Below are 23,899 nucleotides of genomic sequence, written 5' to 3'. Positions count from 1 at the left end.
CCCATGACAAGACGACTGGTTGCTGCTGCGGCATGCCTCGCTATCCTTTTGACTCAGATCCAGACTGCATCGGCCGGTGAAAAGGAAACGCGCTCGACATGGTCGCTGAAGACCATCACCCGAGATGCCGGTTTTCCCGTTGCCCCTTCCTTTTCGAAAAGCCCCTATGGCAAGATCATCTCGAAATACGCGAAAACCTATGGTGTTCCCGTCGATCTCGCCCATGCGGTGGTGCGCATCGAAAGCAACTTCAATCCAAAGGCTCGAGGCAGCGCTGGTGAAGTTGGTCTGATGCAGATCAAGCCAGCCACCGCCCGCGCCATGGGCTATCGCGGCACGACCAAGGGCCTCTACGATCCCGAGACCAATATTCGCTACGGCATGAAGTATCTGTCGATGGCCCATGAACTGGGTGGCGGCGAGACCTGCGGCACGATCCTGCGCTACAATGCCGGGCATGGTGCCAAGCGGATGAACCCGGTCTCCAAGCGCTATTGCGGCAAGGTTATTGCGCTGATCGGCAGCTGAGAAAACCTGTGGCCGAGGGCTTTGCTTCCATGGACAGGTTTGCGGCCCATGCTATCACCGGCTGTCGATTTCAGGTGGTGATATAATGGTTGAGCATTTCAGTACGATTGTCGTTGGTCGTGGCATGATGGGTGCGGCTTCTGCCCGATATCTCGCACTTGCCGATGAAACGGTCGCGGTCATCGGTCCGGACGAGCCCAAGGACTGGGGCCGGCACGATGGGGTCTTTGCCAGCCACTACGACGAGGCCCGTATCACCCGCACCATCGATTCGGACCCGGTCTGGGCGCGTTTGGCCAACCGCTCGATCGCCCGCTATGGGGCGATTGCCGCGGAGAGCGGCATCGATTTCTATAACGAAGTCGGATGCCTGATCGTCGGACCGAAGCGGGGAGGGCGGGATCCCTATGTAAGCCAGGTCAAAGTTGCCGCCGACGCGCTTGGCGTCGAGACGGATCTTCTGTCGGCCGTCGACTTGAAACAACGCTTCCCCTACTTCGACTTCGGTGACGCTTGCGAGGGGGTGCACGAACCGCGCAATGCTGGTTACGTCAACCCGCGCCGACTGGTGCAGGCCCAGAGCGCACTCGCCGAGAAGGCCGGCGCCCGCGTCATCCGGCAGACGGTAGTTTCGGTGCGGGAGGAGAGCGGCGCCTGCGTGGTGACAACGGATGATGGTGCGGTCTACATGGCCGACCGGGTTCTGGTGGCGGCGGGCGGCTTTACGATCAACGAGAACCTGCTGCCGCGCGCTCTCGATCTCAAGGTCTATGGTCGCACGGTCGCCTTCTTCGAGATAGCCGATGCGGACCTCCCGGCCTATGCCGGCATGCCGTCGCTCATTCATCAACCGGACGATCCCATCGATCACATCTATCTCCTGCCGCCGGTGCGTTATCCTGATGGCAAGACCTATCTGAAGATCGGCGGCGATCCCGACGATCTGCTGCTTGAAGCCGAGCCGGAGATCCGCGCCTGGTTCCGGCGGGGTGGGCGCATCAGCACCCGCAATCATCTGCAGCGGATCATCGGGCAGATCGTGCCGAGCCTGGCAAAGGCCCCGATCTCCATGGCGGCCTGCGTGACCTCGTTCACGCCCGAGAACTATCCGGCGATTGGCTATGCCAGCGAACGTGTCGCCGTGTTGACGGGCGGCTGCGGCGCCGCTGCCAAGAGTTCGGATGAAATCGGCCGCCTGGGCGCCGAACTGATCCTGCATGGCAGGATCGTCGACGACGCCTATGGCGACGTTTTCCAGCCTGTCTTCACAGACTGATTCACCAAAAGCGGCCAAGTCGCGCGCACTGCGTCATTTTCGTTGGCATTCGGTCCGCGCGTCGTTTAAGGACCGCTTGCCAGTTGGCCGGGCAGCCGCGCTTTACCAATGCCGAAAGGCGGTAGGGTGAGGAAAGTCCGGGCTCCACGGAAATACGGTGCCGGATAACGTCCGGCGAGGGCGACCTCAGGGAAAGTGCCACAGAAAGCAAACCGCCTCGCATGCGAGGTAAGGGTGAAAGGGTGGGGTAAGAGCCCACCGCGTCGCTGGTGACAGGGACGGCACGGTAAACCCCACCGGGAGCAAGACCGAATAGGGATGACGCGGGTGACGCGCAAGCGCCACTACAGCCTGTTTCCGGGCCAGTCATCCGGGTGGGTTGCGCGAGGCAGTGTGCAAACGCTGTCCCAGATGAATGGCTGCCACGTCCCGGGAAACCGGGGCCATACAGAACCCGGCTTACAGGCCAACTGGCAAAATCTCCTCTTTCTTCCGGCGACCGATAGGCGCTGGGCCCGAAGTTTTCGCCAAGCGGCTGAAACTGCGGCCAGAAAACTGTTCCGGCGGCTCGCACACGGATCGGGAGCGGCAGGCTTCGTCGGGCCGAAAACTGCTCTGGAAACAGGCGTTTCTAACCATTCGTTAAGCTTAACCGCCTATCAATAATTGGAGCCCGCGAAGGGTGCAGCCCGACCCGTTCCCATTGACGCCCATATAGTCCCATGGTATCCCATTCACATTCTGTTGCGGGGGCCGTCTTCGCCCCCAAGGTTCGGAAATCGCATGGTCTCTCCCGTGTTTCGGGCGGGTCTTTTCCGAGTGGTGCGATGGCGGGTGTTGTCATGTGTGTGCGGGGGTCGATCACCGGCTTCCCGATTTCGGGGAGGTCGGTCGTCCGTTATGAACCGCTTCCTGTCCAATGCGACAAACAGGATCGATGCGAAGGGGCGGGTTTCCGTCCCGGCGGCGTTTCGTGCCGTTTTGCTGCAGCGCGAGATTCAGGAGCTTTATTGTCTCCAGGATTTCGTCTATCCGGCGATCAATATCGGCGGTCCCGATTTGCTCGAACGATACGAGCAGAGAATGGCCGCGGAGGATCCCTTCGCATTGGAGGCGAACGAGATGTCGCTGCTCATTCACGGTGGCGGCGTCTTTATGCGGCTCGATGCCGAGGGGCGGTTGGCGGTGACGGATTTTATCCGGGATTTCACGGGGATTTCCTCGGAGGTCTGTTTCGTCGGTCGGTCGGATCATTTTCAGGTGTGGCAACCGCAGGCGTTTTCGGACGCTCAGGCGAGGGCCAGGGAGGTTGTCAGGCTGCGGGGCCTGAGAACCTGACAAAACGGGGAAACGGAATGGCGGCGAATCTTGGCGAAGGGCTTTCCGATGCCAATGGCGGATCGGTTCGCCACATTCCGGTTCTTCTCGATGGTGTGCTGAAGGCGCTGGAGCCCGGTGAGGGTAAGGTGATTCTCGACGGCACGTTCGGTGCGGGTGGCTATACGCGCGCCATTCTCGATGCCGGTGCTGATGTCATCGCGCTTGATCGTGATCCGAATGCGATTGCCGGCGGGCAGTCGATGGTTGCCGAATTCGGTGGAAGGCTTGCGCTTCATCATACGGAATTTTCGGCGCTCGCCGATTTTGCGCCGGACGGTGGGCTTGATGGCGTCGTGCTTGATATCGGCGTTTCCTCCATGCAGATCGACGAGGCCGGGCGGGGCTTCTCGTTCCAGCGGAACGGGCCGCTCGATATGCGCATGTCGTCGTCCGGCGTGTCTGCTGCCGATGTCGTCAATCGCGCCAAGGTTTCCGACCTCATCCGCATCTTCGGTTTTCTGGGCGAGGAAAAACACTCCGGCCGCATCGCGCGCGCGATCGAAAAGCGCCGTCTGAACGAGCCTTTCCAGACGACGCGGGACCTCGCCAACCTCATCGAGACTGTCAATCCGCGTAAGGCCAAGGACAAGATCCACCCGGCCACGCGCGTCTTCCAGGCGCTTCGCATCTTCGTCAACGACGAACTGGGCGAGCTGGCGCAAGCGCTGTTTGCTGCAGAGCGGGCTTTGAAGCCGGGCGGGCGGCTCGTCGTCGTCACCTTCCATTCTCTCGAAGATCGCATCGTCAAGAAGTTCTTTTCCGAGCGCGCCGGCAAGGCGTCAGGCTCGCGCCATCTTCCCATGGTCGAAGCGCGTCAGGCGACGTTTGAGCCGGTCGGCAAGGGCATGGTCGCGGCCAGCGAAGAAGAGGCCGAACTCAACCCGCGTGCCCGCTCGGCCAAGCTTCGCGCCGGTATTCGCACCATGGCGCCACCAGAACGGGCCGACATGACGATCTTTGATCTGCCGGACCTTGCAACACTCGAAAAGATCGGAGGCTGATTGTGCTGCGAACCTTCGACTTCCTGCTGATCGGGTCCATGGCGGCGGCTGCTGCCGTGACCTACCAGATCAAGCACGACACGGATAACAAGGCGGCCGAGGTGCGTCGCCTTGAGGCGGAGATCAAGCTGGAGAAGGACACGATCGACCTGCTGCGTGCCGACCGCGCGCTCCTCACCCAGCCGAACCGGCTCGATCGTCTGGTTAAGGCCTATGAGACGGAGTTGCAGTTGCAGCCGACGGCGCCGACGCAGCTTGCCCGTCCGGTCGAACTGCCGATGCCCAAGGATCAGCTGCCGCAAAAGGAAGTCGCCGAGGGCAAGAAAGCCGAGTCCGATCCGGTCAAGGACCTGATCACGACCGGTTCGGTCAATCCAGCAGAAGCGGTGAATGACTGATGAGCTTCCTGTCGCGTATCATGTTGCTGAAAAGCCAGGCCCATTTTTCCACCGATGTGCAACGCGGCGGGGCCGTTGTTTCCGGTCCGCGCATCCAGGGCACGGCAAAGCGCAAATCGGCGATGGCAAAGAATCGCGTCGGTCTGATGATCGCCGGCTTCTGCGTCGTCTATGCGATCATCGGCGGACGTTTGGTGCAATATGGCCAGGCCCAACCCGAGACGGTGTCGAGCATCCTGCCGGCAGACCGTTTGATGGCATCGCGGCCCGATATCCTCGATCGCAATGGCGAGGTGTTGGCAACCGACATCCGCACGGTCTCTCTCTTTGCCGAGCCGCACAAGATCGTCGACCCGGATGAAGCCGTCGAGCGCCTCGCGACCGTGCTGACCGACCTCGACATCAAGGGCACCTACAAGAAGCTCTCGTCGAAGTCGCGTTTCCAGTGGCTGCGCCGTCAGTTGACACCGAAGCAGCAGAGCCAAATTCTGGCACTCGGCATTCCTGGCATCGGTTTCCGACCGGAAAAGCGTCGCTTCTATCCCGGTGGCTCCACCGCCTCGCATATCGTCGGTTACGTCAATATCGACAACCGCGGCATGACGGGGATGGAGAAGTATATCGACAACCAGGGACTGGCGGATCTGCGGGCGCTCGGCATGACCAGCGATACCCCGCTTGAGCCGGTGAAGCTGTCGATCGACATTCGCGTGCAGAACATCGTACGTGACGTGCTGGTCGATGCGATGGCGAAGTTCAAGTCGATCGGCGCCGGTGGGGTCGTGCTTGATGCGCATACCGGCGAAGTCATCGCCATGGCGTCGCTGCCGGATTTCGATCCGAACAATCCGGCCGGTTCCGAAGAGGGCTGGCTCAGCCGCATGGCGAACGGCACGTTCGAAATGGGATCGACCTTCAAGTCGTTTACGATCGCCATGGGTCTCGACTCCGGCAAAGTATCGCTGAAGGACAGTTTTGACGCGCGTTATCCGATTCGCATCGGCGGCTTCACCATCAAGGACTTTCACGGCAAGAACCGCATCCTGACGGTGCCTGAAATCTTCCAGTATTCGTCGAACATCGGTACGGCCAAGGTCGCTGACCTCGTCGGCACGGATGCGCACAAGGAATTCCTGACCCGGCTCGGCCTGTTGTCGAAAATGCAGACCGAGTTGCCGGAGGTGGCGATGCCGTCGCAGCCGCGCGAATGGAAGAAGATCAATTCGATCACCATCTCCTTCGGTCACGGCGTCTCGACCACGCCGTTGCAGACGGCCGTTGCCGGCGTGGCGCTGGTCAATGGCGGCAAGCTCATCGAGCCGACCTTCCTGCCGCGGACCCGCGAGCAGGCTGATCTCGTCGCCAAGCAGGTCATCAAGCCTTCGACGAGCGACGACATGCGCTTCCTGTTCGAATGGAACGGCATCAAGGGGTCCGGCAAGAACGCTCGCGTGGAAGGCTTCGATGTTGGCGGCAAGACCGGTACGGCCGACAAGGTTGTGAATGGTCGTTACGTCGGCGACAAGAACTTCAACGCCTTCCTTGCGGCCTTCCCGATCGATAATCCGCGTTACGTTGTTCTGACCTTCATCGATGAGCCGAAGACCGACAAAGGCAACGGCGCGGCCCTCGCCGGCAACAGTGCAGCGCCAATGGTCGGCGAGATCATTCGCAGAAGCGCCGCAATTCTTGGTGTAGAACCCAAATTCGGGGAAGACGGGTCTGCTTTGCTCGTCTCTTATTGACCAGAATGAACAAACGGGGCGATTCGACTGATTTTGCCCCGGAAGGATGGACTGCACATGCTTTTGGGCACATTGGCCGGCGGGGATTATAAGAATCAGGTATTGGCGGCTGGTGCCGCTGATGTTGAGGTGACTGGGCTTTCCGCTGACAGCCGCAAGGTTGAACCGGGCACCGTCTTCTTTGCTCTTTCCGGCTCGAAGGCCGATGGTGGCGCCTATGTGGCCGACGCTGTCGCCAAGGGCGCTGTGGCGATCGTCGCCTCGCATCCGGTCGAGGCTTCCGTTCCCGTCATCGTCGTCGACAATGCACGCCGTTTCCTGGCGCTCGCGGCCGCCCGTTTTGTCGGTCGCCAGCCGAAGACCATGGTGGCCGTCACCGGCACCGCCGGCAAGACCTCGGTTGCCTCTTTCACCCGCCAGATCTGGGCCTTTGCCGGCCATCCGGCCGCGCAGATCGGGACCACCGGTGTCATTTCGCCCAGCCGCAATGACTATGGCTCGCTGACGACGCCGGATCCGCTGGCGCTGCACACCCTGCTCGGGGACCTTGCCGACGAAGGCGTGACCCATGCGGCGATGGAAGCGTCCAGCCACGGCCTCGACCAGAGCCGGCTCGACGGCGTGGTGCTGTCGGCTGCCGGCTTCACCAATCTCGGCCGCGATCACATGGATTATCATCCGACGGTCGAGGACTATATGGCCGCCAAGATGCGGCTCTTTGATACGCTTCTCCCCAAGGGCTCGCCGGCCGTCATCTATGCCGATGACCCGTGGTCCGACGAGGCGATCCGGGTTGCGACTGCTGCCGGCCATGATGTGCGCACTGTTGGTCGCAAGGGCACATTCCTCAGCCTGAAGCGCGTCGAGCATTTCCGCCACAAGCAGGTCGCCGAGGTGCATCACGGCGATCAGATCTTCGAGGTGCATATTCCGCTGGCGGGCGATTTCCAGATTGCCAATGCGCTGGTGTCGGCCGGGCTTGCCATTTCGACCGGTGTGCCGGTCGCCGTCGCGCTGAAGGCCCTGGAGACCCTGGTTGGGGCGTCCGGTCGTCTCGAACTGGTTGGGCAGACCAAGGCCGGTGCTCTCGCCTATGTCGACTATGCCCACAAGCCGGATGCGCTCGAAAACGTATTGAATTCGGTTCGCCCCTTCACCACCGGTCGTGTCATCGTTGTCTTCGGCTGTGGCGGGGATCGCGACAAAGGCAAGCGGCCGATCATGGGCGAGATCGCGACGCGGCTGGCGGATATCACCATCGTTACCGACGACAATCCGCGTTCGGAAGTGCCGGCCACCATCCGTTCCGAGATCATGGCTGCCACGCCTGATGGCATCGAGATCGGCGACCGCGCTCAGGCGATCCGCGCTGCGGTTGCCATGCTGTCTGGCGGTGACACGTTGATCGTGGCCGGCAAAGGACATGAAGAGGGGCAGACGGTCGGAGGAACCACGCTGCCCTTTTCCGACCATGCCGAAGTTCGGCACGCCTTGGAGGAGTTCGACCGTTGACCCTGCTCTGGACCTCACGCGACATGGTGGTTGCCATGGGCGGTCGGCCCTTCGGCCACTTGCCCGATGGCGTCACCGGAATTTCCATCGACAGCCGCACCATTACGCCTGGCGAAGCCTTCTTCGCGATCAAGGGCGATCGGGTGGATGGCCATGACTATGCGAGTCTTGCGATCGCCAATGGCGCCTCGCTGCTCGTCGTCAGCGAGGCGAAGCTTCCGGCACTGGGGCGTCTGACGGTCCCAATGATCGTCGTGGACGATGTGCTGGTCGGCCTGCAGAAGCTTGGCATTGCCGCGCGCGATCGGACGGCTGCGACCGTGATTGCAGTGACCGGGTCCGTGGGAAAGACCACGACCAAGGAAATGCTGCGCCTGGCGCTTGAGCCGTCGGGCAAGGTGCATGCCTCGGTCGCCTCCTTCAACAATCATTGGGGTGTGCCGCTGACGCTCGCCCGCATGCCGATGGATACGCGCTACGGCGTCTTCGAGCTGGGCATGAACCATGCCGGCGAAATCGGTCCTCTGTCGCGGATGGTCCGCCCTGATGTTGCGATCATCACCACGATCGCACCGGCTCATCTTGGCAATTTTTCGAGTGTCGATGAAATTGCCGATGCCAAGGCCGAGATTTTCGAAGGCGTGGTGAATGGCGGTGACGTTATCCTCAATCGCGACAATGCGTATTTCGAGCGGCTGGAGCAGGCAGCGCACGGATCGGGCCTCGAAAACGTGCACAGCTTCGGCCAGCATGCGAAGGCCGAGTTTCGACTGGCGGAATTTGATGGAGCGGCGGAGCTGTCGACGCTGTGGGTCTCATTCCATGGCGAAACGCGCGAGGTGACCATCGGCGCGCCGGGTCGACACCTGGCTGAGAACGCCATGGCGGTTCTCGCTGCCGTTTCGCTCGTCGGTGGCGATCTCGATGCGGCGATTGAAGCCTTTGCGCATCTGTCGGCCGTCAAGGGGCGCGGCGCTCGCCACAGACTGTCGATTGGCGGCGGCGCTCTGACATTGATCGACGAAAGCTACAATGCCAATCCGGCTTCGATGCGGGCGGCCATCTCGGTGCTTGCCTCGTCGCAGCCGCAATATGACGGCCGGCGGATCGCCGTGCTTGGCGACATGCTGGAGATGGGCGAGTTTTCCCCTTCGGTCCATGCCGAGCTTGCCGGACCCTTGCTGGCAGCAGGGATCGAGCATGTCTGGCTTGCGGGTGCGGAAATGGCAGCCCTGCGGGATGCCCTGCCGGAGACGGTTTCCGTCGTCTATCTCGAGACGACGGCGGAGCTCGCGAACTTCGTCACAACGGAGGTTCGCCCCGGCGACGTGGTCATGGTCAAATCTTCTCTCGGCATCGGCTTCGGCAAGATTGTATCGGCTCTGCTTGACAAGTATCCGGCATTCCCCGACACGGAGCGCCACTCTTAATTCGGGCTTTTGGAAAGGGCTCCCATGCTGATTTGGCTTGTGGAACTGGCGAACCACTTTCAGTTTTTCAACCTGTTCCGGTACATCACCTTCCGGACGGGGGCCGCTCTCTTCACCTCGGCTGCGGTGGTCTTCCTGTTCGGACCGATGATGATCTCGTCGCTTCGCGTGCGTCAGGGCAAGGGCCAGCCGATCCGCGCCGACGGGCCGCAGACACATTTCAAGAAGGCAGGCACGCCGACTATGGGCGGCTTGATGATCCTCGCGGGTATCGTGGTGTCGTCGCTGCTCTGGGCGGATCTGTCGAACATCTATGTCGTGGCGACGCTGCTCGTTACGCTCGGCTTCGGCGCCATCGGCTTCTACGATGACTATCTCAAGGTGACGAAGCAGACGGACAAGGGCTTTTCAGGCAAGGCCCGTCTTGGCATCGAATTCCTGATCGCCGGCATCGCCGTTTATTTCATGATGAGTTCGGCGCTCCATTCGGCCCCGCAGGGGTCTACATTTGGGTCCTCGGTCGCCTTTCCCTTCGTCAAGGACTACCTGCTCGATCTCGGTCTTTTCTTCGTGCTGTTCGGCGGCTTCGTGATCGTTGCCGCCGGCAATGCGGTGAACCTGACGGATGGTCTCGATGGTCTTGCCATCGTGCCTGTGATGATCGCTGCCGCTTCTTTCGGCGTGATCGCCTATCTGGCGGGTAACGCAGTTTTCGCCAACTATCTCCAGATCCACTTCGTGCCGGGTACCGGCGAACTCGCAGTGCTGCTCGGTGCCGTCATCGGCGCCGGCCTCGGCTTCCTGTGGTTCAATGCGCCGCCGGCCGCAATTTTCATGGGTGACACTGGGTCGCTCGCGCTCGGCGGCCTGATCGGCTCTGTGGCGGTTGCCACCAAACACGAGATCGTCATGGCGATTATCGGCGGTCTCTTCGTCATGGAGACTCTGTCGGTCATCATCCAGGTCGGTTATTTCAAGCTGACGGGCAAGCGCGTCTTCCTGATGGCGCCGATCCATCACCATTTCGAAAAGCTCGGCTGGACGGAAAGCCAGGTGGTTATCCGCTTCTGGATCATCGCCGTCGGCCTCGGCATGCTCGGTCTCTCGACCCTCAAGCTGCGGTGAGGCGAGAATGATCGCGGCGAGCAGTTTCAAGGGCAAGCGGGTTGCGCTCTTCGGGCTCGGAGGTTCCGGGCTGGCAACCGCGAAATCCCTGCAGGCGGGTGGCGCCGAGGTGTTCGCCTGGGACGACAATCCCGACAGCGTCGCCCGGGCCTCGGCTGAGGGGATCGCGACGATCGACCTGCACGGCATCGATTGGTCCACGATTGCTTCCTTGATTCTGTCGCCCGGTGTGCCGCTCACCCATCCGAAGCCGCACTGGACCGTGGCGCTCGCCAAGTCCGCCGGCGTCGAGATCATCGGCGACGTCGAGATCTTCGTGCGCGAGCGGCGCCTGCATGCGCCCGACTGCCCGTTCATTGCGATCACCGGGACGAACGGAAAGTCGACCACGACGGCGCTGATCGCGCATATCCTGCAGGCGAGCGGGCGTGACACGCAGCTTGGCGGCAATATTGGACGGGCCGTGCTGACGCTCGATCCGCCGAAGGCCGAGCGCTACTTTGTTGTCGAGTGCTCGTCCTATCAGATCGATCTTTCCCCTACGCTCAATCCGACGGCCGGCATCCTGCTCAACCTGACGCCGGATCATCTCGACCGGCATGGAACGATGCAGCATTATGCCGATGTCAAGGAACGGCTGGTCGCGGGGGCGGGGACTGCCATCGTCGGCGTAGACGACAGCTACTGCGAGTTGATCGGCGACCGGATCGAACGCTCTGGCCACAAGGTCATCCGCATTTCGAAACGCCAGCCGCTGGCCGACGGGCTCTATGCCGAGGGATCGCGCATTCTGCAAGCCGATCAGGGAGCCGTTTCGCTGCTGGTTGATCTTGATGGCATCCAGACGCTGCGCGGCAGCCACAACGCCCAGAATGCTGCCGCCGCGATCGCTGCCTGCCTTGCGGTCGGGGTCTCGGTCGAGGATATCCGCGCGGGGCTGAAGAGCTTCCCAGGTCTCAAGCATCGCATGCAGCCGGTGGGTCGCCGCAACCAGGTGGTCTTCGTCAATGACAGCAAGGCGACCAATGCGGAGGCTGCCGCCCCGGCGCTCTCAAGTTATGACCGCATCTACTGGATCGCGGGCGGACTGCCGAAAGAGGGCGGGATCGCAAGCCTCGCTCCACTCTTCCCGCGTATCGTGAAGACTTATCTGATCGGCGAAGCCGCCTCGGCCTTTGCCGCAACGCTGGGAGAACAGGTGGCCTTCGAGATCTCCGACACGCTCGATCGTGCGGTTGCCCATGCGGCGGCTGATGCGGCGCGTGACGCAGAACCCTCTGCCGTCATGCTGTCGCCAGCTTGCGCAAGCTTCGACCAGTTCAAGAATTTCGAGGTTCGCGGCGACAGCTTCGTCCGTCTGGTCGCAGGGCTTGACGGGATGGCCATGCTGATCGACGTGCCAGAAGGAGGCAAATGACATGGTGAGCCGCGTGGAGAGAGGTCCCGTTGCGGACTGGTTCTGGACGATCGACCGCCTGTTCCTGTTCACCTTCATTTTGTTGATGGGCATTGGACTGATGTTGTCCTTCGCGGCCTCTCCTGCGGTCGCCGAGCGTCTCGGGCTCGACAGTTTCCACTTCGTCAAGCGGCATGCAGCCTTCATGCTGCCGGCGCTGACCGTCATGATCGGCCTCTCCTTCCTGTCGCCGCGCCAGGTGCGGCGGACCGCCATGGTGATGCTCGCGACTGCGCTGATCATGATGGTGCTGGTGCTGTTCGTCGGCGTCGAGGTCAAGGGCGGACGCCGCTGGCTGTCGCTGCTTGGCCTGTCTATCCAGCCGTCGGAATTCATGAAGCCTGCCTTTGTCGTGATCTGCGCCTGGCTGTTTGCCGAACATGCGCGCCAGCCGGAAATTCCGGGCAATCTCTTTGCCATCCTTCTGTTCGGCATGACGGCAGCCCTCCTGATCGCCCAGCCGGACCTTGGGCAGACCATCCTGATCGGCAGCGTCTGGAGCGCGATGTTCTTCATGGCGGGCATGCCATGGCTGTGGATCGTGGTGCTGGGTGTCCTCGGTGCCACCGGTTTCTTCGGGGCTTACGTCACGCTACCCCACGTTGCCGGGCGTGTGGACCGGTTCCTCACCGGCGAAGGCGACACGTTCCAGGTGGACACGGCGCACGACGCTATCGTTCATGGCGGCTGGTTCGGCCTGGGACCGGGCGAGGGGATCGTCAAGCGCATCATTCCCGACAGCCATACCGACTTCATCTTCTCGGTTGCGGCGGAAGAGTTCGGCATCGTCTTCTGCATGGTGCTGGTCGCGATCTTCGGCTTCCTCGTTCTGCGCGGCCTCAGCCACGCCTATCGCGAGCGCAATGATTTCAACCGTCTAGCGGTTGCGGGCCTCGTGCTCCTCCTCGGAATTCAGTCGATGATCAATATCGGCGTCAATCTGCAGCTATTGCCGGCCAAGGGTATGACTTTGCCGCTGATCTCCTATGGTGGTTCGTCGATGACTGCGATCTGCGTGACTGCAGGCTTTATTCTTGCCCTCACGCGCCGTCGTCCCGAAAAGCGGGCTCAGGAGCGCAGCCTGTTTCGGTCCGTGGCCGGCGTTCCGGCGGAGTAAGCGATGTCCAAAGGTCTTGTTCTCCTCGCCGCCGGTGGCACCGGTGGTCACCTCTTTCCGGCCGAAGCGCTGGCCCATGAATTGAAGCGGCGCGGCTACGGCGTTCATTTGGTGACGGACAAGCGCGCCGAGCGTTTTGCGGGCACATTTCCTGCCGATGAGATCCACACGGTGTCCTCCGCCACGATTGGCTCGCGCAATCCTCTTGCCATGGCCAAGGCGGTTCTGACGCTCTGGCGCGGGTATCGCGAAGCCAAGACGCTGATCAGCCGCCTGCAGCCGAAGGCGGTGATTGGCTTTGGTGGTTATCCGACGGTTCCGCCGCTCTTTGCAGCCGCCGGCCTTGGTGTGCCGACAGCCGTTCACGAACAGAATGCCGTGATGGGCCGGGCAAACCGCCTGCTCGCCTCTCGCGTTGATGCGATTGCCGGCGGGTTTCTGGCACCCGGTGGTGCGCACCAGTCGAAGATGCGGCTGACCGGCAATCCGGTACGCCCGGCCGTCATCGCGGCGGCGAACATTCCCTATGTGCCGTCGGGTGAGGGGCAGTCCTTCCGGCTTGTTGTCTTCGGTGGTAGCCAGGGCGCGCAGTTTTTCTCAGAAGCAATCGCGCCGGCTGTGGCGATGCTGGCGTCTGAACTGCGCTCACGGCTCGTCGTGACGCAACAGGCGCGGCCTGAGGATGCGCAGAAGGTCAAGGATGCCTATGCAGCCCTCGGCATTCCGGCTGACGTGGCGCCTTTCTTCACGGATATGGCGGAGCGGCTGGCAGCTGCGCATCTGGTGATCTGCCGATCCGGTGCATCGACCGTTTCGGAACTTGCGGTCATTGGTCGCCCGAGCATTCTCGTGCCCTATCCCCATGCGCTGGACCACGATCAGGCGGCCAATGCGGCAGCACTTGCCGCGAAGGGTGGCGCACAGGTGATTGCCCAGGCAGACCTTTCGCGGGAGCGGATCCTGGGGCTGTTGCAACAGGCGATGGAGAACCCCGAATCGCTCGCCTTGACCGCGGCTGCGGCCAAAAGCACGGGCAAGCCCGATGCGGCCGGCTTGCTCGCCGATCTCGTAGAGGCTATTGCCGCCCGCAGGGGCGTTGCCCAGCGGAACGGAGCCACATTATGAAAATGCCGAAAACCATTGGTCTGGTCCACTTCATCGGGATCGGCGGGATCGGGATGAGCGGGATCGCAGAGGTCCTGCACAATCTCGGGCACAAGGTACAAGGGTCGGACCAGTCGGAAAGCGCCAATGTTCAGCGGCTTCGGGCCAAGGGCATCGAAGTCTTCGTTGGCCATACGGCTGAGAACCTCGGTGAGGCCGAGGTGGTTGTCGTGTCGACGGCGATCAAGAAGAGCAATCCGGAGCTGATCGCTGCGCGCGAAAAGCTGCTGCCGATCGTGCGTCGCGCCGAGATGCTGGCCGAACTGATGCGATTTCGGAATGCGATTGCCGTTGGTGGTACGCATGGCAAGACGACGACGACCTCCATGGTCGCTGCCCTTCTCGACGCCGGCGCGCTTGACCCGACCGTCATCAATGGCGGCATCATCAATGCCTATGGCACCAATGCACGCATGGGCGAGGGCGAATGGATGGTGGTCGAGGCCGACGAATCGGACGGCACCTTCCTGAAGCTGCCGGCGGATGTGGCCATCGTCACCAATATCGACCCTGAACACCTCGACCATTACGGCACCTTCGACAATGCACGCGCGGCCTTCCGCCAGTTTGTCGAGAACGTGCCCTTCTACGGCTTCGGCGTCATGTGCCTCGACCATCCGGAAGTGCAGGCGCTGGTCGGACGGATCGAGGACCGCAAGGTCATTACCTATGGTGAAAACCCGCAGGCCGACGTGCGTTTCTCGAATGTTCGGCTCGACGGTACACGCTCGATCTTCGACGTGGAAATCCGCCGCCGCCGCACCGGCCGTGTGTTCAGCTTCAAGGATCTCGTGCTGCCCATGCCGGGTCGGCACAACATCTCCAATGCATGCGCGGCGATTGCTGTTGCCAATCGCTTGGACATTTCGGAAGAAGCAATTCGCAAGGGGCTCGCAGGCTTCGGCGGGGTGAAGCGTCGCTTCACCCTCACAGGAACCGCCAACGGCGTTCAGGTCTTCGACGACTACGGCCATCATCCGGTCGAGATCAAGGCGGTGCTGAAGGCGGCGCGGGAATCCTGCAAGGGCCGGATCATCGCCGTTCATCAGCCGCACCGCTATTCGCGTCTCGCCAGCCTGTTCGACGATTTCGCCAATTGCTTCAACGATGCCGACACGATCTTCCTGTCGCCAGTCTATGCAGCCGGCGAAGATCCGATCGAGGGAATCGATTCGGAAGCGCTGGTATCGCGGATCAAATCGAGCGGCCATCGGGATGCGCGCTATCTCGCCGCGCCCGATCAACTCGCTTCTCTCGTCGCGGGCATTGCACAACCGGGTGATTTCGTGGTCCTCTTGGGGGCTGGCAACATCACCCAATGGGCGGCTGCCCTGCCGGCGGAACTTGATGCAATTGCGGGAAAGTCTTGAATGAAACAGGTGGATGGGGAAAAGCTGCTGGCCTCGCTGGGGTCAGGCGTCAACGAACTGAAGGGGCGGCTGACGCCGGATGCACCGATGGACCGCGTGACGTGGTTCCAGGCGGGCGGGCTCGCCGAACTGATGTTCCAGCCGCATGATACGGAAGACCTCATCACCTTCCTCAAGCTGTTGCCGGATGATGTGCCGCTGACCGTGATCGGCGTCGGCTCGAACCTTCTGGTGCGCGACGGCGGCATTCCGGGTGTGGTTGTGCGCCTCTCCGCCAAGGGCTTCGGCCAGGTTGAGCTTGCCGGCGAGAACCGTATCCGGGCCGGCGCCATCTGCCCTGACAAGCACATCGCAGCCATGGCTATGGACAACAGCATTGGCGGTTTCCACTTCTATTATGGCATCCCGGGGTCGATCGGCGGCGCAGTTCGCATGAATGCTGGTGCCAATGGCGGCGACACCGCCGGGCGGCTGGTCGAGGTCGAGGCTGTTGACCGCAAGGGCAATGTGCATGTGCTGTCCAATGCCGACATGGGCTACAGCTATCGCCACTCGGAGGCTTCGAGCGATCTGATTTTCACGCATGCGACCTTTGAAGGTTATCCGGAGGACCGGGCGAAAATCCGTGCCGACATGGATGCCGTGCGTCATCACCGTGAAACGGTTCAGCCGGTCAAGGAAAAGACAGGCGGCTCCACCTTCAAGAACCCCGAAGGACATTCGGCCTGGGAACTGATCGATGAGGCCGGGTGCCGTGGCCTGATGATTGGCGGGGCGCAGATGTCATCGCTGCATTGCAATTTCATGATCAATGTCGGCCATGCGACCGGCTACGACCTGGAATATCTCGGCGAGACGGTTCGCCAGCGTGTGCTGGAACATTCGGGCGTGAAACTTGAGTGGGAAATCAAGCGCCTGGGCATTTTTATGCCGGGTCGTGAAGTGAAACCTTTCATGGGATCATTGCCGGTCTGAGACTGCTGTTTTTGAGTATTCGTATTTGCATGAATTCTTAACTCGCGATCATTAAGCTCCCCTCAGTTTGGGGGCTATGATGGTCGCGAGTGTACATGCCTGGGTGATGCAGCAACTGACGCTGGGTGCGTTTTCGTCTCGTCAGGCCGTGCTGCGTAAAGCCGTTGTCATGGCCGCGAAGATTGCCGTCTTCGCCTATATCCTCAATATTCTCTCCCATCTCGTGCTCGTCGCATTCGATCTTCTGCCCTATGCACTGGGGCCGGCACTTGTGATCGCGACCGTGCTCACCCCACCCGTTTCCTTTGTCGTTGCCGTGATCGCCTATAGTGTCGTCGGGCTCGCCATTTACGATCTCGGCCTGTCGAATCAGCGTTTCGAAATGCTGAGCCGAACCGACATGCTTTCGGGGTTGATGAATAGACGGGCCTTTCTCGATGAGTTCGAGCGCGTGCGCGGGCAGGCGAGCCTCATCCTTTTCGACGTCGACCGCTTCAAGGCGATCAATGACGGCCTGGGCCACAAGACAGGCGACGACGTCATCGCGCAGGTTGCCGCGGTGCTGACAGCCGAAGCGCCAGACGGCGCCAAAGTCTCGCGCATCGGTGGGGAGGAATTCGCTGTGCTTTTGACAGGCCTTACTTCTGTCGAGGCTCTGGCGGTCGCAGAGGGGATGCGGCTCGCTGTCGAGACAGCGGAGTTTGTAGGCCCCGCCGGCGCTTTCCCGGTCACGGTGTCGGCAGGCGTCGCCGACGGAGTGGCAGAGCTCGGGTTCAGCGAAATATTCTCCATGGCGGATCGTGCCCTTTATCTCGCCAAGGCTGCCGGTCGGAATCGACTCGTCCATGCCAACACCCTGCCGACGGCTATTTCAGGAGAAGGGGGCGTGGTTTCTCCAGCTCTCGTGGCATTCGAGACACGCCGGTCCGCCTGATCGTCTGATCCCCAAAAAGTACATATTTTCAGTCATTTGACGCGGCTCGCTGAAACGTTGAATCCGCTCGCGCATGCATCGACCCGTGCGAGAAGTTAACGAAAGTAAACACTTCATTAACCTTAATGTTGTTCAACTGACATCGAAGGGATCGAAGCGGCCGCTGTTGCTGCATCTCGGTTTAACGGTTTTTTGCGAGGCGTTTTATGAGTGGCAAGCATGTCGCGGTTTTGATGGGTGGAATTTCATCCGAGCGCCCGGTGAGCTTGTCGTCCGGAACTGCCTGTGCGGCTGCTCTCGAGGGGCAGGGATACCGGGTGACGCGGGTGGATGTCGGTCGTGACATCGGTCGTGTGCTGGAGACCCTTCGCCCGGATGTTGCCTTCAATGCGCTGCACGGCCCGTTCGGTGAAGATGGCACCATACAGGGCGTGCTTGAATATCTCGAAATTCCCTACACGCATTCCGGCGTGCTTGCCTCGGCGCTTGCCATGGACAAGAGGCAGGCGAAGATCGTGGCGTCTCAGGCCGGAATCCCGGTGGCGGAGGCCATGGTGCTCAACCGCTTCGACATCGGCAACACCCATCCGATGGTGCCGCCCTATGTGGTGAAGCCGGTGCGCGAAGGGTCGAGTTTCGGCGTTGTCATCGTTCGCGAGGATATGGCGCATCCGCCGCAGATACTGACGTCCAGCGAATGGCGGTATGGCGATATTGTCATGGTCGAGCGCTATGTCGCTGGTCGTGAACTGACGTGCGGCATCATGGATGGCAGGCCGCTGGGTGTCACCGAGATCGTGCCCCTTGGTCACAGCTTCTACGACTACGACTCAAAGTATGCTGCCGGTGGGTCGCAGCACGTACTTCCTGCGCAAATTTCACCGAAAATTTACCAAAAAATACAATCATTGGCGCTTGAGGCGCATCGGGCGATCGGGTGCCGCGGAGTGAGTCGCTCAGACTTCCGCTACGACGATCGTCTGTCCGAGGACGGCGATCTGATCTGGCTGGAGCTGAACAATCAGCCTGGTATGACCCCGACCTCTCTGTTGCCCGAAATGGCGGCCCATGCGGGCTATAGCTTTGGTGAATTTGTAAGCTGGATGGTGGAGGACGCATCGTGTTCTCGATGAGTGGCAACAGGGTGGTCGAGGGCGAGAACGGATATTCCGCCATGCCGACCGGTGCGGGTGAGGGTGTGGTTCTGCCACGTCCGCTGCGTCGGACGGTGCGCTTCGTCGCCAGCTTCTGTTCGGGCCGTGTTCCGCTGCCGCGTCATCTTGGCAAGGTTTCTCTGGCTGCCTTCTATTCGGCGGTCGCTTTGCACGGCGTGATCGTCGGCGGCCATGGTCCTGAGGTCATGGAGACCGTAACGTCGACCGCCGGTTTTGCCATCGAGGACGTCCGGGTTTCCGGCAATCAGCACACGTCTGAAATCGACATCCTGCAGCTTCTCGGCCTTGATGGTGCCTCAAGCCTGCTGGAGCTCGATATCGCTTCGGCCCGCAAGGCGCTTTCCGAGCTTCCCTGGGTCGAGTCGGTTGAGCTTCGCAAGATCTATCCCGGCACTGTCGAGGTGATGCTGAAGGAGCGTCAGGCTTATGCGATTTGGCAGCATGGTTCCGACCTCTCCCTGATCGAGCGGTCAGGCAGTGTGATTGCGCCGCTGCGCGACAACAAGTTCGCCTCGCTGCCGCTCTTCGTTGGTCGCGATGCCGAAACCGCTGCGGCTGCTGTCGAGGAAGAGTTCGCGAAGTGGCCCGCGATCGCGTCTCGCGTGAAGGCCTTTGTTCGCGTGGCCGGGCGTCGATGGGATGTGCATCTGGACAATGGCGTGATCGTCAAGTTGCCGGAAGACCATATCAGTGAGGCGCTCGCCCTTCTGACCCGCTTCGACGAGGAGCAGCAGGTTCTCTCGCGCGACATCGTCGCAATCGACCTGCGCCTGCCCGACCGGATCGCGGTTCGTCTGACGCCGGAGGCGCAGGAGCGCCGGCAGGTGGCGGTCGAGGCCCGCAGCAAGGAACTCAAGAAGCTGGAGCAGAAGATATGAGCATCTTTGGTGGCTCCTCCTTCGGTCTGCCCCGCACGAAGCCGCTGTCCTCCAAGCGCGCTCATGTCGTGTCCGTGCTCGACATCGGGACCACCAAAGTGGTCTGCATGATCGCGCGGCTGACGCCGCGGCGCGAGACCTCGGTTCTTCCGGGTCGTACTCATAATGTCGAGGTCATTGGCCTCGGCCACCAGCGCTCCTATGGCATCAAATCTGGCGTGATAGCCGATCTCGATGCGGTCGAGAACGTGGTTCGGCTGGCGGTCGATGCGGCAGAGCGCATGGCTGGCCTTACCGTCGAGAGCCTGATCGTCAATGTTTCCGCCGGCCGGATCGGCTCTGACGTCTATACCGCCACGATCGATCTCGGTGGTCAGGAAGTCGAATCGGGCGATCTGCGCAAGGTGCTGATCGCTGCCGGGCAGAAGTCTCAGGGCAATGACCGCGCCGTGCTGCATTCGCTGCCGACAGGCTTTTCGCTTGACGGAGAGCGGGGAATCCGTGATCCACTTGGAATGTATGGCGACGTCCTCGGCGTCGACATGCATGTGGTCACGGCCGAACGTGCAGCGCTTCGCAATCTGGAGCTCTGCATCAACCGCGCTCACCTGACCGTCGAAGGCGTGGTTGCCACGCCCTATGCCAGCGGCCTTGCTGCCCTGGTCGACGACGAGGTTGAACTCGGTTGTGCTGCGATCGACATGGGCGGTGGCATGACCACCATCTCTGTCTTCGCCGAAGGCAAGTTGATCCATACGGACGCCATCGGGATCGGCGGTCACCATGTGACGACCGATCTGGCGCGCGGGCTTTCCACCCGTATCGAGGATGCTGAACGTCTCAAGGTCGTACACGGTTCGGCTGTCGCCAACGGCGCCGACGATCGTGAAGTCGTGTCCGTCCCGCCGATTGGCGAGGATGACCGCGACCAGCCGACCCAGGTTCCGCGGGCCCTGCTCACCCGGATTATCAGCGCGCGTATCGAGGAAACCCTCGAACTGCTGCGCGACCGGATCCAGAAGTCGGGTTTCTCGCCGGTGGTCGGCAAACGGGTCGTCCTGACGGGTGGCGCATGCCAGTTAACCGGCATGCCGGAAGCGGCTCGCCGTATTCTGGCCAGGAACGTGCGTATCGGTCGTCCGATGGGCGTGTCCGGTCTGCCGGCGGCGGCCAAGGGGCCAGCCTTCTCCACGGCGGTCGGGCTGACGATCTATCCGCAGATGGCCGACCAGGAAACACATGCCGGGCAGGGCGGATTGTTCTCGCCCTTCGGCAATGGAAGCAGCCGGATTGCCCGCATGGGCCAGTGGCTGAAAGAGAGTTTTTGAGCTTACCCACCGACCGCAAGGTTCGGCCAAGGGAAATCTGTTGAAATGACATGGCCGGCTTGGCGATGCGGCCGGAAAAAGAAGGAACGGGTACCATGACCATCAAGTTGCAGAAGCCAGATATCACTGAGCTGAAGCCACGCATCACCGTGTTCGGTGTCGGTGGCGGTGGCGGCAATGCCGTCAACAACATGATCACCGCTGGCTTGCAGGGCGTTGATTTCGTCGTCGCCAATACGGATGCCCAGGCGCTGACCATGACCAAGGCCGAGCGCATCATCCAGCTCGGCGTCAACGTCACCGAAGGTCTCGGCGCCGGTTCGCAGCCGGAAGTCGGTCGTGCAGCTGCCGAAGAGTGCATCGATGAAATCATCGATCATCTCAATGGCACTCATATGTGCTTCGTCACCGCCGGCATGGGTGGTGGTACCGGTACCGGTGCCGCTCCGGTCGTCGCCCAGGCCGCCCGTAACAAGGGCATCCTGACCGTCGGCGTCGTGACCAAGCCGTTCCACTTCGAAGGCCAGCGCCGCATGCGTCTCGCCGAATCGGGTATCGAGGAGCTGCAGAAGTCGGTCGATACCCTGATCGTCATTCCGAATCAGAACCTCTTCCGCATCGCCAACGACCGGACAACCTTCGCCGACGCCTTCGCCATGGCCGACCAGGTTCTCTATTCCGGCGTTGCCTGCATCACCGACCTGATGGTCAAGGAAGGCCTGATCAACCTCGATTTCGCTGACGTCCGTTCCGTCATGCGCGAAATGGGTCGTGCGATGATGGGCACCGGCGAAGCATCGGGTGAAGGCCGCGCCATGCAGGCCGCTGAAGCTGCGATCGCCAACCCGCTGCTCGACGAAACCTCGATGAAGGGCGCTCAGGGCCTGCTGATCTCGATCACCGGTGGCCGTGACCTTACCCTGTTCGAAGTCGACGAAGCCGCAACCCGTATTCGCGAAGAAGTCGACCCGGATGCCAACATCATCCTCGGCGCAACCTTCGATGAAGCGCTCGAAGGCATCATCCGCGTTTCTGTCGTTGCGACCGGGATCGACCGCGCCGCACTCGCCTCCAAGGGCTTTGAAGCCGCGCCTCTGACGAAGCCCGTTATGCGTTCTTCCGCGGCCGTTGCTCCGGCACCGGCCGCATATCAGCCTGCAATGACGCAGGCCCCCAAGCCGACCATGGATCCGGTCGCAGACACCATCCGTTCCGCTGAAGCTGAAATGGAACGCGAACTCGAAATCGCCGTCGCTCGCCAGTCGGCCCTGAGCCAGCAGCCGCAGCCTGTTGCCCAGCCGGAATTCCGCCCGGCCAGCAAGCTGTTCTCCGCTCCGGCTCCGGAAGTCGCTCCGGCCCCGCAGATGATGCAGCCGGTCGCTCCCGCGCCGGTCATGAGCCAGCCTGCTCCTGTCATGCAGCAGCCGGCCCCGGTCATGCAGGCGCCCGTTGCCCCGGCACCGGTCATGGCCGAGCCCCGCATGGCAGCCGAGCCCGTCCGCATGCCGAAGGTGGAAGACTTCCCGCCGGTGCTGCGCGCCGAGATCGATCACCGCGCCCATGCCGCAGCTCCTGCTGCCCAGGAAGATCGCGGCCCGATGGGTCTGCTCAAGCGAATCACCAATTCGCTGGGCCGTCAGTCGGAAGAAGAGCCTGTCATGGGTGACATGACGGGTTCGGCTCCGGCAGCACCGCAGCAGCAGCGCCGTCCGCTCTCGGCGGAAGCCAGCCTCTACGCTCCGCGTCGCGGCCAGTTGGACGACCTCGGTCGTGCAACGCCGGCTCGCGCTACGAGCGAAGACGACCAGCTGGAAATCCCGGCATTCCTCCGCCGCCAGACCAACTGAGTTACGGTTGGCCGCAGCCTTTCAAACCCGGGCCTTAGGCCCGGGTTTTCTCGTTTCAGGCCACCGGAATTCGACGGTAAATCTTGATCTTTTTCAGGTGGTTAGCTTCGTTACAGAGCGAAAGAAACAGTGATTTGGTAAAGACGCTGATGGCTCGTATGTATGAAATCGAAACAGGACCGGACTCGGTCCTTCTCGGATAACCTTCGGCACATGAACGAACGACCGTTCCTGCGCCTCGCAGATCAGGACCACAGGAATGGCAATTGCCTTGCTCGGATTTCAGACCACGATCGCAGCGCCGCTTTCGCTGACAGGGATCGGGGTTCATTCGGGCCGAGAGGTGACGATCACCTTCCTTCCGGCGGAAGCCGGCAGTGGCATCACCTTCGTCCGGCAGCATGACGACGGCACGACCAGCGAATATCGGGCCGTTTCCGCGCATGTCGGCAATACCGATCTCTGCACGGTGCTCGGCACCAATCCTCAGCATTCCATCGCGACGATCGAACATGTCATGGCGGCGATCTATGCGCTTGGCCTCGACAATCTCGTCATCGAGGTTGACGGTGCTGAAATGCCGATCATGGACGGCAGTTCGGAAGTCTTCATCGACGCCATTGAACAGGTCGGCATCACCAATCTCGGCGTCAAGCGTCGCTACATCCGCGTGACCAAGCCGGTCCGCATCGAAGCTGGCGCCTCCTGGGCCGAGTTTCGTCCCTATGATGGCACCCGCTTCGAAGTCGAGATCGATTTCGACAGCAAACTCATCGGTCGTCAGATGTGGGCGGGCGAGCTGAACGCTGAAACCTTCAAGACCGAACTGTCCCGGGCCCGTACCTTCGGCTTCATGCGCGATGTCGAGCGTCTGTGGGCTGCCGGTTTCGCGCTCGGTTCGTCGCTGGAAAACTCCGTCGTCATTTCGGACGACGACACTGTCATAAATGTCGAAGGCCTGCGCTACGAGAAGGACGAGTTCGTTCGTCACAAGACGCTTGATGCGGTTGGCGATCTCGCGCTTGCCGGCGCTCAGTTCATCGGCTGCTATCGTTCCTATCGTGGCGGCCACAAGCTAAACGCCAATGCCTTGAAGGCTCTTTTGAGCGATCCGACGGCTTATGAAGTCGTCGAAGCGCCGAGCCGCAACCACAAGGTCCGTGCCCGTGAGTTCGTCCCGGTTCATGTACCGGAATTTGCGCCCTGGACAGCGTGAACGGGCGCCCGAACCTTTACCGATCCCATCCGCGCCGGCTTTTC

The 23,899-nt window shown here is 61.5% G+C and carries 20 protein-coding genes and 1 other RNA gene; all 21 read left to right on the top strand.

Going from position 1 to position 23,899, the window contains the following annotated elements; translation table 11 throughout:
• The first annotated feature begins 3 nt into the window (after positions 1–3).
• Entirely contained in the window at positions 4–528 is a 525-nt protein-coding gene (locus ASE36_RS10540; RefSeq protein ID WP_062279032.1) for a lytic transglycosylase domain-containing protein, read from the top strand.
• Between the two features lie 85 nt (positions 529–613).
• A complete protein-coding gene (locus ASE36_RS10535) occupies positions 614–1,804 on the top strand; it encodes an NAD(P)/FAD-dependent oxidoreductase (protein WP_062279029.1) in 1,191 nt (396 codons plus the stop codon).
• A gap of 79 nt (positions 1,805–1,883) precedes the next feature.
• Positions 1,884–2,282: RNase P RNA component class A (rnpB, locus tag ASE36_RS10530), an RNA gene on the top strand.
• Positions 2,283–2,704: 422 nt separating this feature from the next.
• Positions 2,705–3,142 (top strand): division/cell wall cluster transcriptional repressor MraZ, encoded by a 438-nt coding sequence (gene mraZ / locus ASE36_RS10525; protein ID WP_062279026.1) that lies wholly within the window; start codon positions 2,705–2,707, stop codon positions 3,140–3,142.
• Positions 3,143–3,159: 17 nt separating this feature from the next.
• Positions 3,160–4,185: a 16S rRNA (cytosine(1402)-N(4))-methyltransferase RsmH gene (gene rsmH, locus ASE36_RS10520; RefSeq protein ID WP_062279024.1), complete on the top strand. Its 1,026-nt coding sequence runs from the start codon at positions 3,160–3,162 to the stop codon at positions 4,183–4,185.
• Positions 4,186–4,187: 2 nt separating this feature from the next.
• The gene (locus ASE36_RS10515; protein WP_062279022.1) at positions 4,188–4,583 is read left to right on the top strand and encodes a hypothetical protein; all 396 of its coding nucleotides are present in this window, start codon (positions 4,188–4,190) and stop codon (positions 4,581–4,583) included.
• The gene (locus tag ASE36_RS10510; RefSeq protein ID WP_062279020.1) at positions 4,583–6,328 is read left to right on the top strand and encodes a peptidoglycan D,D-transpeptidase FtsI family protein; all 1,746 of its coding nucleotides are present in this window, start codon (positions 4,583–4,585) and stop codon (positions 6,326–6,328) included. Before ASE36_RS10515 ends, ASE36_RS10510 begins: the two co-directional genes overlap by 1 nt.
• A gap of 57 nt (positions 6,329–6,385) precedes the next feature.
• Positions 6,386–7,840: a UDP-N-acetylmuramoyl-L-alanyl-D-glutamate--2,6-diaminopimelate ligase gene (locus ASE36_RS10505; RefSeq protein WP_062279017.1), complete on the top strand. Its 1,455-nt coding sequence runs from the start codon at positions 6,386–6,388 to the stop codon at positions 7,838–7,840.
• Positions 7,837–9,270 carry a UDP-N-acetylmuramoylalanyl-D-glutamyl-2,6-diaminopimelate--D-alanyl-D-alanine ligase gene (locus ASE36_RS10500; RefSeq protein WP_062279015.1) on the top strand — a complete coding sequence of 478 codons (1,434 nt, stop codon included), beginning with the start codon at positions 7,837–7,839 and terminating at the stop codon, positions 9,268–9,270. The genes ASE36_RS10505 and ASE36_RS10500 overlap by 4 nt, the downstream gene beginning before the upstream one ends.
• Before the next feature lie 24 nt (positions 9,271–9,294).
• Entirely contained in the window at positions 9,295–10,395 is a 1,101-nt protein-coding gene (gene mraY / locus ASE36_RS10495) for a phospho-N-acetylmuramoyl-pentapeptide-transferase (RefSeq protein WP_062279012.1), read from the top strand.
• Between the two features lie 7 nt (positions 10,396–10,402).
• Positions 10,403–11,812 (top strand): UDP-N-acetylmuramoyl-L-alanine--D-glutamate ligase, encoded by a 1,410-nt coding sequence (gene murD, locus ASE36_RS10490; RefSeq protein WP_062279010.1) that lies wholly within the window; start codon positions 10,403–10,405, stop codon positions 11,810–11,812.
• 1 nt (position 11,813) lies between these two features.
• A complete protein-coding gene (gene ftsW / locus ASE36_RS10485) occupies positions 11,814–12,968 on the top strand; it encodes a putative lipid II flippase FtsW (RefSeq protein ID WP_062279008.1) in 1,155 nt (384 codons plus the stop codon).
• 3 nt (positions 12,969–12,971) lie between these two features.
• On the top strand, positions 12,972–14,093 hold the full coding sequence (gene murG / locus ASE36_RS10480) for an undecaprenyldiphospho-muramoylpentapeptide beta-N-acetylglucosaminyltransferase (protein ID WP_062279006.1): 1,122 nt from the start codon (positions 12,972–12,974) through the stop codon (positions 14,091–14,093).
• Positions 14,090–15,502 (top strand): UDP-N-acetylmuramate--L-alanine ligase, encoded by a 1,413-nt coding sequence (murC, locus tag ASE36_RS10475; protein WP_062279004.1) that lies wholly within the window; start codon positions 14,090–14,092, stop codon positions 15,500–15,502. The genes murG and murC overlap by 4 nt, the downstream gene beginning before the upstream one ends.
• Positions 15,503–16,477 carry a UDP-N-acetylmuramate dehydrogenase gene (murB, locus tag ASE36_RS10470; RefSeq protein WP_062279002.1) on the top strand — a complete coding sequence of 325 codons (975 nt, stop codon included), beginning with the start codon at positions 15,503–15,505 and terminating at the stop codon, positions 16,475–16,477.
• Positions 16,478–16,556: 79 nt separating this feature from the next.
• Positions 16,557–17,411 (top strand): GGDEF domain-containing protein, encoded by an 855-nt coding sequence (locus ASE36_RS10465; protein ID WP_082511108.1) that lies wholly within the window; start codon positions 16,557–16,559, stop codon positions 17,409–17,411.
• Positions 17,412–17,617: 206 nt separating this feature from the next.
• Complete coding sequence (locus tag ASE36_RS10460) at positions 17,618–18,544, top strand: D-alanine--D-alanine ligase (protein ID WP_062278996.1); 927 nt, start codon at positions 17,618–17,620, stop codon at positions 18,542–18,544.
• Positions 18,545–18,585: 41 nt separating this feature from the next.
• Positions 18,586–19,464, top strand: coding sequence for a cell division protein FtsQ/DivIB (locus tag ASE36_RS10455; protein ID WP_244474758.1), 879 nt, complete (start codon positions 18,586–18,588; stop codon positions 19,462–19,464).
• Positions 19,461–20,792: a cell division protein FtsA gene (gene ftsA, locus ASE36_RS10450; protein ID WP_062278992.1), complete on the top strand. Its 1,332-nt coding sequence runs from the start codon at positions 19,461–19,463 to the stop codon at positions 20,790–20,792. Before ASE36_RS10455 ends, ftsA begins: the two co-directional genes overlap by 4 nt.
• 95 nt (positions 20,793–20,887) lie before the next feature.
• Positions 20,888–22,639: a cell division protein FtsZ gene (gene ftsZ / locus ASE36_RS10445; protein WP_062281218.1), complete on the top strand. Its 1,752-nt coding sequence runs from the start codon at positions 20,888–20,890 to the stop codon at positions 22,637–22,639.
• A 259-nt stretch (positions 22,640–22,898) separates the two neighbouring features.
• Complete coding sequence (lpxC, locus tag ASE36_RS10440; protein ID WP_062278990.1) at positions 22,899–23,855, top strand: UDP-3-O-acyl-N-acetylglucosamine deacetylase; 957 nt, start codon at positions 22,899–22,901, stop codon at positions 23,853–23,855.
• The last annotated feature ends 44 nt before the right edge of the window (positions 23,856–23,899 follow it).

The sequence above is a fragment of the Rhizobium sp. Root274 genome (genome assembly GCF_001429245.1).
Taxonomy (GTDB): domain Bacteria; phylum Pseudomonadota; class Alphaproteobacteria; order Rhizobiales; family Rhizobiaceae; genus Allorhizobium.
The sequence above is the reverse complement of the archived record's forward strand: the minus strand, read 5'-3'. Positions and strand labels throughout refer to the sequence as shown.